Annotated in this window: 8 protein-coding genes; 2 read left to right on the forward strand and 6 right to left on the reverse strand. The window is 50.8% G+C overall.

The features are described 5' to 3' along the window. Together E0D98_RS16715 and cysE are read left to right on the forward strand one after the other, a co-directional pair. The coding region (locus tag E0D98_RS16715) for an NAD(P)H-dependent glycerol-3-phosphate dehydrogenase (protein WP_047657197.1) at positions 1–273 on the forward strand (273 nt) is incomplete at its 5' end. Positions 274–352: 79 nt separating this feature from the next. Further along, positions 353–1,174, forward strand: a complete 822-nt coding sequence (cysE, locus tag E0D98_RS16720) for a serine O-acetyltransferase (protein ID WP_001277561.1) — start codon at positions 353–355, stop codon at positions 1,172–1,174. A 52-nt stretch (positions 1,175–1,226) separates the two neighbouring features. Here the strand turns inward: cysE and trmL are convergent, their stop codons facing one another. The 6 genes from trmL to E0D98_RS16750 all read right to left on the reverse strand — a co-directional run bounded on the left by trmL (position 1,227) and on the right by E0D98_RS16750 (position 11,449). Beyond that, the gene (gene trmL, locus E0D98_RS16725) at positions 1,227–1,700 is read right to left on the reverse strand and encodes a tRNA (uridine(34)/cytosine(34)/5-carboxymethylaminomethyluridine(34)-2'-O)-methyltransferase TrmL (protein ID WP_000932342.1); all 474 of its coding nucleotides are present in this window, start codon (positions 1,698–1,700) and stop codon (positions 1,227–1,229) included. Positions 1,701–1,885: 185 nt separating this feature from the next. After that, entirely contained in the window at positions 1,886–3,076 is a 1,191-nt protein-coding gene (gene lldD, locus E0D98_RS16730; protein ID WP_000586964.1) for a quinone-dependent L-lactate dehydrogenase, read from the reverse strand. Continuing rightward, positions 3,073–3,849 (reverse strand): transcriptional regulator LldR, encoded by a 777-nt coding sequence (lldR, locus tag E0D98_RS16735; protein WP_001297449.1) that lies wholly within the window; start codon positions 3,847–3,849, stop codon positions 3,073–3,075. The genes lldD and lldR overlap by 4 nt, the downstream gene beginning before the upstream one ends. Continuing rightward, on the reverse strand, positions 3,849–5,504 hold the full coding sequence (gene lldP, locus E0D98_RS16740; protein WP_001295233.1) for an L-lactate permease: 1,656 nt from the start codon (positions 5,502–5,504) through the stop codon (positions 3,849–3,851). Before lldP ends, lldR begins: the two co-directional genes overlap by 1 nt. Before the next feature lie 367 nt (positions 5,505–5,871). Then, on the reverse strand, positions 5,872–10,722 hold the full coding sequence (gene ehaG, locus E0D98_RS16745) for a trimeric autotransporter adhesin EhaG (protein WP_050877011.1): 4,851 nt from the start codon (positions 10,720–10,722) through the stop codon (positions 5,872–5,874). Positions 10,723–10,765: 43 nt separating this feature from the next. Then, positions 10,766–11,449, reverse strand: a complete 684-nt coding sequence (locus tag E0D98_RS16750; RefSeq protein ID WP_001049544.1) for a DUF3251 domain-containing protein — start codon at positions 11,447–11,449, stop codon at positions 10,766–10,768. Positions 11,450–11,824: the final 375 nt, after the last annotated feature.

An 11,824-nucleotide genomic window follows, 5' to 3' on the forward strand; every position in this document is an offset into this window, starting at 1 on the left:
GTGCTTACCTGTACCGACAACCAGTCGCGTAACCGCCGTTTTGGCATGATGCTCGGTCAGGGCATGGATGTACAAAGCGCGCAGGAGAAGATTGGTCAGGTGGTGGAAGGCTACCGCAATACGAAAGAAGTCCGCGAACTGGCGCATCGCTTCGGCGTTGAAATGCCAATAACCGAGGAAATTTATCAAGTATTATATTGCGGAAAAAACGCGCGCGAGGCAGCATTGACGTTATTAGGTCGTGCACGCAAGGACGAGCGCAGCAGCCACTAACCCCAGGGAACCTTTGTTACCGCTATGACCCGGCCCGCGCAGAACGGGCCGGTCATTATCTCATCGTGTGGAGTAAGCAATGTCGTGTGAAGAACTGGAAATTGTCTGGAACAATATTAAAGCCGAAGCCAGAACGCTGGCGGACTGTGAGCCAATGCTGGCCAGTTTTTACCACGCGACGCTACTCAAGCACGAAAACCTTGGTAGTGCACTGAGCTACATGCTGGCGAACAAGCTGTCATCGCCAATTATGCCTGCTATTGCTATCCGTGAAGTGGTGGAAGAAGCCTACGCCGCTGACCCGGAAATGATCGCCTCTGCGGCCTGTGATATTCAGGCGGTGCGTACCCGCGACCCGGCAGTCGATAAATACTCAACCCCGTTGTTATACCTGAAGGGTTTTCATGCCTTGCAGGCCTATCGCATCGGTCACTGGTTGTGGAATCAGGGGCGTCGCGCATTGGCAATCTTTCTGCAAAACCAGGTTTCTGTGACGTTCCAGGTCGATATTCACCCGGCAGCAAAAATTGGCCGTGGCATTATGCTCGACCACGCCACGGGCATCGTTGTGGGTGAAACGGCGGTAATTGAAAACGACGTATCGATTCTGCAATCTGTGACGCTTGGCGGTACGGGTAAATCTGGTGGTGACCGTCACCCGAAAATTCGTGAAGGTGTGATGATTGGCGCGGGCGCGAAAATCCTCGGCAATATTGAAGTTGGTCGCGGCGCGAAGATTGGCGCAGGTTCCGTGGTGCTGCAACCGGTGCCGCCGCATACAACCGCCGCTGGCGTTCCGGCTCGTATTGTCGGTAAACCAGACAGCGATAAGCCATCAATGGATATGGACCAGCATTTCAACGGTATTAACCATACATTTGAGTATGGGGATGGGATCTGATGTCCTGTGATCGTGCCGGATGCGATGTAATCATCTATCCGGCATACAGTAACTAATCTCTCAACAACGCTCCCGGATATCCCAGCTGCCTCCAGGCTTCATACACCACAACTGACACCGCATTGGACAGGTTCATGCTGCGGCTGTCCGGCACCATCGGAATGCGAATTTTTTGTTCAGCGGGCAGGGCATCAAGAATGCTCGCTGGCAGGCCGCGTGTTTCCGGGCCGAACATCAGATAATCGCCATCCTGATAGTTTACGGCGCTGTGAGCAGGCGTACCTTTCGTGGTGAGGGCAAACAGGCGCTGGGGATTTTCTGCTTCGAGGAACGCGCGAAAGTCATGATGACGCGTAACGGCGGTAAACTCGTGATAGTCCAGCCCCGCGCGGCGCAGGCGCTTATCGTCCCAGGCAAATCCCATCGGTTCGATGATATGCAGACGAAAGCCGGTATTAGCGCAAAGACGGATGATATTGCCAGTATTTGGCGGAATTTCTGGTTCGTAAAGTACGATGTTTAGCATACTGCCCCCTTAGTGCGGGGGCAGGATAGCAGAAAATTGGTGAGCAGTGCGGCCTTTTCCCCTCACCCCGGAGGGGCGAGGGAGAAAAAAAGAGTGCGGTGTCGTTTCAGAGTGAGGGAGTACATACAGCGCCGAACGGTCCCCACTCCCTGAGGGAGAGGGTTAGGGTGAGGGGGCTCAAACGACTATGCCGCATTCCCTTTCGCCATCGGAGCCAGTGCCGTAGGCAACTCTTTACCCAGCCCCTGCACCAGCGAATCTTGCGTAATTTCACTGATCGATTTCGCGCCAGTCAGCGTCATTGCCACTTTCATCTCTTTCTCGATCAGATTTAGCAGGTTAGCTACACCCGCCTGGCCCGCTGTTGCCAGCGCATACAGGAAAGCACGACCCAGAAGTACGGTGTCGGCACCGAGCGCAATCATACGCACGACATCAAGCCCGTTACGAATTCCGCTATCCGCCAGAATGGCGATATCACCTTTCACCGCATCTGCAATAGCGGGCAACGCACGAGCGGAAGAGAGTACACCGTCCAGCTGGCGGCCACCGTGGTTAGAAACCACAATTCCATCAGCACCAAAACGTACTGCATCGCGCGCATCTTCCGGATCGAGGATCCCTTTGATCACCATCGGGCCATCCCAGAAATCGCGGATCCACTCAAGGTCTTTCCATGAGATGGACGGATCGAAGTTATTCCCCAGCCAGCCGATGTAATCTTCCAGTCCGGTCGGTTTGCCGAGATAAGCTGAGATATTACCTAAATCATGTGGACGACCGTTCAGGCCCACATCCCACGCCCATTGCGGATGCGTCACCGCCTGCAAGTAGCGGCGCATTGCCGCATTTGGGCCGCTCATACCTGAATGCGCATCACGGTAGCGTGCGCCCGGTGTCGGCATATCCACGGTGAAAACCAGCGTCGAACAACCCGCTGCTTTTGCTCGCTCCAGCGCGTTACGCATAAAGCCGCGATCGCGCAGTACATAAAGCTGGAACCACATTGGGCGCTTGATGGCTGGCGCGACTTCTTCAATCGGGCAAACGGAAACCGTCGAGAGAGTAAACGGAATGCCATGCGCGTCCGCCGCTTTGGCTGCCTGAACTTCGCCACGACGCGCATACATGCCACACAAACCCACCGGTGCCAGTGCTACCGGCATCGACAATTTCTCATTAAACAGCGTCGTTTCCAGGCTTAAGTCAGACATGTTTTTCAGAATACGCTGGCGCAGTGCCACTTCTGACAAATCTTCCACGTTGCGGCGCAGCGTGTATTCAGAATATGCACCACCATCCATATAGTGGAACAGGAACGGCGGCAGAATGCGTTGCGCTGCGGCGCGATAATCGCTGGCTGCGGAAATAATCATGCGTTTTTCTCCCTCGAATGCTCATAATGCTCACCGGGCAGGCGGGTAATCCGTGCGTGGCGAGCCTGATCTTCATCGAATCGTTTCATGGTGGTGTGAACAAAACTAAGGTGCGCCATCATTGCTTTACGCGCCCCGTCGGCATCACCAGCAAAAATGGCGTCAATGACAGCCTGATGTTGTTCGGTCAGTTGTGAAAAAACCGGTGGCACCAGATACATCCGCTGACGGCTATGCTTCACTGAGGATTGCAGGACATCGAAGAAACCGCGCATGGTTTGCAGCAGCACGATGTTATGTGAGGCTTCGGCAATCGCCAGATGAAAACGAACGTCCGCTTGTGAGGCGATATCCGGGTCTTCACTTAGCGTTGCTTCAAAGCAAAGCTGAATCTTTTCTTTGTCGCCAGGTGTGGCGCGCATTGCCGCATGCCATGCGGTGCTGGCTTCAATGGCGTAGCGGGCTTCCAGAATATCGAAACTGTAATCCGGATCATCGGCCATCAGCGTTTTTAGCGGCTGGACGATGTTTTGCTCCGACCATGTGTCATGACGCCAGCGAATAAACGTCCCGCCGCCGCGTCGACTGAGCAGCACGCCTTCACTCACCAGTTTTGCCAGCGCCTCGCGCAGTGAATTACGTGATACGCCGAGTTGCATCGCCAGTTGGCGCTCAGCGGGCAACTTCATGCCCGCTTCCAGGTTTTTTTCATCAATCAGCGCCCGCACACGATCGGCAACCTCGTCTGACAGGCGTCTGGGTAAAACAATCATTAAGGAATCATCCACGTTAAGACATAAGCCTGAAGCGTGGTGATCACGCCCACTATACAGGTGAAGATCAGGCTGTGTTTGACAGTAAAGCGGAACAAATCAGACTCTTTGCCCACCAGGCCTACCGCCGCACAGGCGATAGCGATCGATTGCGGGGAGATCATCTTACCGGTGACGCCACCGGTGGTATTGGCGGCAACCAGCAACAGATCAGAGACGCCAATTTGTTGTGCTGCGGTGGCTTGCAGCGCGGCGAACAGGGCGTTAGATGAGGTATCCGACCCGGTCAGGAATACCCCCAGCCAGCCGAGGAACGGCGAGAAGAAGGTGAATGCATGACCGGTGTGCGCCAGTGCCAGCGCCAGTGTTGATGACAGTCCGGAATAGTTCGAAATAAAGGCGAATGCCAGCACCATACCGATGGAGTATATGGGCAGAGCCAGTTCTTTCAGCGTGCTGCCGAAGGTGCTGATAGCGTCAGACGGTTTCATCTTCAGCCAGACAATCGAGAGCAGTGCAGCAAACAGAATGGCGGTGCCGGTGGCAGAGAACCAGTCAAACTTAAACACGGCGGCATAGGCTGTAGCCTCGCTGACCACTGGCGGCATACGGGCAACCAGTTTATCGAGGTACGGCACCGGAATATTGATCACCCACTCATACAGCGCGCCACCCGATGCGAACAGGGCTTTAAACGGCGGGATACTCCACAGTGTTACGGTAGCTGTCAGGAACAGGAACGGTGTCCAGGCACGTAACACCTGACCCGCAGTGTAACCGGTGTGGGCCAGCGTCATATCAACCTGTGACGCCCCCAAATCACCAAAACGGAATACACGCACTGGCTGCCAGCGTTTGAGGAACAGCGTCAGGCAGAGCAGTGATACCAGCGAAGAGATAATGTCCGGCAGCTCCGGCCCAATGAAGTTAGAGCTAAGGTACTGAGCGATGGCAAACGAGCCGCCCGCAACCACGACCGCAGGCCACGTCTCCTTGATACCGCGCCAGCCGTCCATAATCGCCATGATCCAGAACAGCACGATAATGGTCATAAACGGTAGCTGCCGCCCCACCATCTGGCCAATCTCAAAGCTGTCGATGCCTGTTACTTGTCCGGCAACCAGGATTGGAATGCCCATCGCGCCAAATGCCACTGGCGCGGTGTTAACAATCAGGCACAGTCCGGCGGCGTACAGCGGTTTAAAACCCAGGCCGACCAGCAATGCGGCGGTAATTGCTACCGGTGCGCCAAAGCCTGCGGCTCCTTCAAGGAAAGCGCCGAAACAGAAACCGACGATCAGCATTTGCAGACGCTGGTCAGGGGTTATCGAAAGAATAGACGAGCGAATGATGTCAAACTGCCCGGTTTTCACCGAGATCTTATAGACGAACACTGCTGCAATAATGATCCACGCGATGGGCCACAAACCATAGAAGAAGCCATAAACCACCGAGGCCAGCGCGTTAGCGACCGGCATTTTATAGAACAGCAAAGCCACGGCAAGGGCGATTGCTACCGTCCATGAGGCGGCGACGTATCCTTTCAGTTTGAGCTTAATCAGCGCAAAGAAGAAAAACAGGATGGGAAGCGATGCTATCAAACTGGAAAGCCAGATATTCCCGGCGGGATCGTAGTTTTGTTGCCAGAGATTCATTGCAGGTCTCCTGGAGTCCACGCACATCGTGTAATGAGTCTGTTGCTCATCTCCTTGTCACACGTTGTGTAAAAGTGGCACTGCCAATTGTGTTGTGTAGGGATAATGACAATGAATGGTTAACTAAATGTTATGTATTGGCAATATTGATGTGAGTTTTAATTGGGGAATTGTGAACCAGAGGTCAGATAAGCGAAGAATTGGTAGGGCCAATTCTTGTGGGGGGAGATGTCTGGTAAAGAAAAGGGCAATCCTCATCAGAGAATTGCCCTTAGATTGTTGACCCGGAGCGCCTTATCTTGCCTGATGCGCGTAACGCATCAGGCAATTTGGCGTTTGCCCTTAGTCACACTAACTTAATGGATCATTACCACTGAATACCGGCACCGAGTGCGGCGGAGTATTCACCCTGGCTATTGGTACTACCTTGTAATTTGTAGACCCAACGACCATTGGCGCTCACCATCGATACACCTAAAGCAACTGCCGATTCACCGTTGTAAGTACCGCCACCAATAGAGGCCATGCTGGCACCTGGAGTGTAAGCCTGCGGCAGACCGGTCATTGCCATTGCAGAAGCGATACCACCGCTCAACTTGCTTTCAGTTTTAGACAGTTTGTTATCCATCTCAACCATTCGCTGATCGGTGTATTGCTTCGTTTCCTGCACGCTTTGCTTCAACTGCGCGTAATTCACCGCGTCGTTGTTGTTGACGCCAGCGGAGACGTTGCTGATACGAGTCGTACCGCCGTTGCCGCCACCGAGGGTGATATTGCTATAGTCGATAGAACCATCAGCTTTGGTGTCGTAACGCACACCGCCAGCTTCGGAAGACTTCAACTGTGCCACGTTAACAGCATCGGTGTCGTTTTTACCTGCGGCTACGTTGGTGATACGACGTTGATTAGTAGATGAGCCTACAGAGATCGTATTTTCTTCGGTTGCCACAGACCCTGTACCCAGTGCGACGCTGTTATCCGCGGCAGCAATGGAGCCAGAACCAATCGCGACGCTATCTTTACCCTGCGCGCTGGCATCTACACCATCGGTATTGGTCTTGAAGTACTTGGTGCTACCGGTGGTGACGATATCGCCAATACCGTTTTCGATATTGGTGACGCGTGAATCAAGATTCGTTACCCGATTATCCAGGTTAGTAATGCTCTGGGTATTCTGGGAAACCTGCGCATCCGTTACTTTCAACTGACCCACGTTGACCGCATCGGTATCAGCCGAACCTGCTGCGACGTTAGTGATCTGACGTTGACCATCCGCACTACCGACTGAGAATTCACCGACAGAGTTCTGCGGTGCGTCCATGTTGTAGGCGGTATAATTGGTTTGAGCGCCACGAGTGGTCGTAGAACCATTACCTATCGCAATACTGTTGACATGAATGACTTGCGCATTGCTACCAATGGCAATGCCGTTAAGTGCATTCGCGTCCACGTAGGCACCATAACCGATACCAATACCTTTATCGCCATTCACGATGGTTTTCGCACCCATTGCCAGCGAGTCAGTTCCCACTGCCAGTGAATCTTCTTCCGTTGAATTAGCGTGGAAGTATTTAGTCGGCGTGGTTGCGACCGCACCAATCGCATTCTGCAATTGACGAACCGTAACGGCGTCATGGGCTTCGGAACCATCGGCTACGTTGATGATTTGACGATATTTACCGTCATCACCGATAGACAATGCACCGAGCAGTTCGCCATCCGTGGTGTCGTAACCAATAACAACGCCATTTTCCGTTATGCTGGTGTCACGGGAGCCTTTGGCAATCACTCGGCTGGAAACAGAGCTGCTACCCAGGGCGATACCCGTATCAACGTCGCTGTAGCTGCCCTGACCAATAGCTACGCTGCTATCGCCTTTGGCGACAGAGTTATAACCTATAGCTGTAGCGCCAACACCCTGTGCGCTGGCGTCGTTGAACGCTAAGCCGTCGTCGTTAGTACGCACATAGTTAATACCCGCACCGTTTTCTTGGATATAGGTTGCGTCGGTGTTACCAGCGAGCTGATTGATAATTTGGGTGTTCTGCTCAATCATCATATTCGTCGCATTCAACTGAGAACCGTTCACTGCATCGGTACTGTCCTCACTAATACTGCCATTAGCGACATTAGTGATGATGCTGGCTTTACCGTCATGGCTGGCATTGTAGGCTCCAGCACCGCCATTGGCAGTCTCATCCCACAGCAGGGCGTTATCATCAAGCGCATCCAGGGCGTCACCGACGTTGTTGTACTCGGCGTTCGCAATGGTGTAAGTCGGTGCGGTGATGGTGCCGTCAGCGTTGACTTCTGCGTCACCACCCAGCGCATCAGCGATGTACTTATTGGTGGTATAGAGTTGTGAGCCGTTAATCGCGTCGCTGCTGGCAGCAGAGATTGCACCGTTAGCGACGTTAGTGATTACACTGGCAGTTTTATCTTTTCCGTGAGCGGCGCTAAATGCACCATTTTCACCGGCGTCCGCATCCCAGAGCAGAGCGTCGTCAAGAGTGGTATCGATAGCATTCAGGGCATCACCGACATTATCGTAATCAGCATTAGCAATGGTGTACGTCGGCGCAGTGATGGTGCCGTCTGCATTGACTTCGGCACCACCCCCCAGCGCATCAACAACATAACTGCTCACGCCGTGGAGTTGTGAGCCGTTTACTGCGTCAGAACTGGAGTCTGAAATTTCACCATCTGCGACATCAGTGATCACGCTTGCGTCACCATTAGTACCGTGTTTGGCACTGAATTTACCTGCGGTGGCATCCCAAAGCAGAGCATCGCCGAGAGACGTGCTAAATGAGGAGTTAATCGCAGCCAGTGCATCGCCGACGTTATAATAATTTGTTTCACCGATTTTGTAGGTTGGACCGGTAAACACACCGTCAGTATTCACAGAAGCATTGCCGCCGAAGTAGGTGGCGATATTGCTGCTTAAGTCATAAAGCTGGCTACCGTTAATGGCATCGGAACTGGTTGCAGTGACTGTGCCGTCCAGGATATTGGTGATTTTGCTGGCGGTATTGTTGCCATGAGCTGCAGTGAAGACACCATTGTCCTTATCCCATTTCAGCGCATCCTCACCAAGATTAGTCACCGTCTCAGTCAGATTAGAGATGTTGGTGGTGTTAGTGGCGATATTGGTGGTATTCGTCGCCACGGCATCGTTGGTGGTTTTCAGCTGAGAGCCGTTAACGGCATCGGTGCTGCCAGTCGTCAGGTCGCCATCTTTAACGTTGGTGATTTTGCTGGTGGTCTCGGTGCCATGAGCTGCCGTGAATACACCATTGTCCTTATCCCATTTCAGCGCATCCTCACCAAGATTAGTCACCGTCTCAGTCAGGTTAGAGATGTTGGTGGTGTTAGTGGCAATATTGGAAGTGTTATTGGCGATATTGGTGGTATTCGTCGCCACAGCATCGTTGGTGGTTTTCAGCTGAGAGCCGTTAACAGCATCAGTGCTGTCAGCCGTCAGGTCGGCATCTTTAACGTTGGTGATTTTGCTGGTGGTATCCTGGCCGTGAGCTGCACTGAATGCCTTTTTAGTTTCGTTCCAGAGCAGGGCATCAGCCTGAAGGTCACCAACGGAATCCGTCAGGTTGGTGATATTGGTGGTATTGGTGGCAATATTTGCCGTATTCGTGGCAATGTTGCTGGTATTAGTAGCGATATTGGCGGTGTTGGCTTCGACATCGTCATTGGTAGCTTTCAGTTGGGAACCGTTAACCGCATCCTTACTGGAGGCTGAAATCGTGCCATCCGCAACATCGGTGATTACGCTGGCAGTTGGGCTACTAGTACCATGAGCAGCGCTGTATTTGCCTTTGGTTTGGTCCCATTGCAGGGTGTTTTCATCAAGTACAGCGAGCGCAGCCCCTACGTTATTTTTGCTACCATTTTTTAAATTGTAGGTTGGTGCTGTAACAGTACCGTCATCAACATCTACTGCAGCCCCTCCTCCAAGCCTTTTTGCTACCGAGTCGCTAATGGCATAAAGCTGTGAACCATTAATGGCATCGTAACTGTCAGACTTGATCGCGTCATTTTTCACATTAACGATCTTGCGTTTTAATGAACTATTGCCGACAGAGACGGTATTGTCTAAATCCGCAATGGAATCTGCGCCCAGCGCGACAGAGTTAATACCGTTGGCACTGCTATTACTACCAAGCGCAAGACTCTTATCACCAGTTGCATTACTGGCTGTGCCTAAGGCAATGGTGTTTAAGCCTCTCGACTGGCTACCATTACCCAGAGCGATGGCATCCACGCCATCAGCTTTGTTGCCCTGGCCTATGGCGATTGCATTATCTGCCAGAGCCTGGCTGCCATTTCCTAATGCGATAGTATTGACTTTATCGGCAAGGCTTCCGAACCCCATTGCCATGCTATTAGTCCCTTTTGCCTTCGCATTATTGCCAATAGCAGTTGCATTTTCAGCGGCTTCGGTCTCAGCACCTATCGCAATAGCGTTCGCTGCGCTGGCAAGTGATTGTCTGCCAAATGCGAGGCTGTCAGTACCGCTATCTACACTGCTACGCCCCAGGGCAATTGCGTTTTCTTCAGATGCGACGCTACTTGCTCCCAGCGCCATTGAATACGCTTTTGACGCATTGGCGGTGTCGCCAAGAGCAATACTCATAATCTCAGTAGCTTTAGTGGCATTTCCCAGGGCAATGGCGTTTGCTCCTTCCGCTTTGGAAGAGTCCCCCATAGCAATAGACAATTTACCCAATGCTTTTGAATAACGGCCGAGGGCCATTGAGTATTGGCCCAATGAATACGAAGAGGCACCCAGTGCTATACTTCTATCGCCTTCTGATATTGCACTAACCCCAAAGGCCATTGATGCACCGCCAATCGCATGGGTTTTTGACCCGATGGCAGAGCTATATTGGCCTTCAGCTATAGCGTCATAACCCACAGCAGTACTGGAACCACTGGTGTTCATAAAAGTATTTGCTTTCGCCCCTTTGCCTATAGCAACCCAGCCGTCGCCAGCTGATCCACTACCGTAATCAACACCCTGACCGTTGTCATTCCCGGCATTCGCCAATGCCCCAAACGACGACAACATTCCACCCGCAACCAGCGCAGAAATTAACAGCTTACTGCGCCCAGATTTCTTGCCACGGCTTTTTGCCGTTTCGCTGGTAACAGTATAATTCCCTGTCGCAGGGTGCCAGATAACTTTAAATATTTTGTTCATTAATGATGCTCGCTATTCCTTGTTATAAGCGTACTAACTGCATTTATTTTTTGCTTCTTTTCTGCCGATTTTCAGCAGAGGGAAGATTGTCGAACTGAATATTTTCCATGTTGATGGCTAACTTCAGATATCCCAGGTTATTGGGCGATACACCCTTCAGGGTCAAATTAATGTCTTGCCATTGACCTGGTAATAATTTCAATGTGGATTTCATTGATGTGTTGAAAAGTAATTGTTGCCACCGGGCAAACTCTTTGGCATCGACAGGTTTTTCACCACCCCATGTCGCATTAAAACCAATGTTTGAGATAGGTGTACTTAATAAGTTGACCAGTGAGATATGAATAACACTACCATTCTCTGTGGCGTCAATGGATAACACTCGACCCGCTAAAGCCACCGAACCGTTGTTCAGGATGAAATACTTCGTTTTTGCTGGGTTAAACTCGGTAAAAATAAAAGTATTTTGTTGGTCTTTAACGGATTTAATTACGTGAGTTAAAGTCTTTGTACTGTTTATTATGCCAGTTTGTTGTTTTTGAATAGTTTCGAGTTGACTCTTTAGCTGTGCTTGTTGTTTTTCAAGTAGCACAATTTTATTATTATGTTCTTCTTGTTGTTTCAGTAAACTACTTTCTGGCTTGCCTTCTTCAATGTAGTCACATCCCGTTAATGCGCAGAGAACTGAAACAGTGACAGCACTGAAAAAAATCTTCTTCAAGTTCATGTAAAAATCCTTATTTCCTCCGACCAGCGATCAATGCCGGTAGAGTTGTCCATTGTATTATTGGTGAGCTATGTTGCTTTACATTAATGACAGTGATGTGTGTCGATTAAATATTGTTTTAAGCATTCATCATAAAAATGTATCATTCGTTTCAAAAGATGTCTGTGTTTGTATGAATATATTATTTTTCGTGGATTCTAATGATGATTATTAATAAATGTCAAATATGAAAGAAACCATGTCTGGGAAAAATTTTACAGATAATTGATTTTGTGAATATGATGATTAAAATTTCACAATTAAATCCGAAAAAAAGAGACGTAAATGCTTGTTAATTAACAAATGATATCTTCTATATATTTTTATTGTTTATAG

The sequence above is a fragment of the Escherichia sp. KCJ4928 genome, assembly GCF_004352695.1.
Lineage (GTDB): Bacteria > Pseudomonadota > Gammaproteobacteria > Enterobacterales > Enterobacteriaceae > ECMA0423.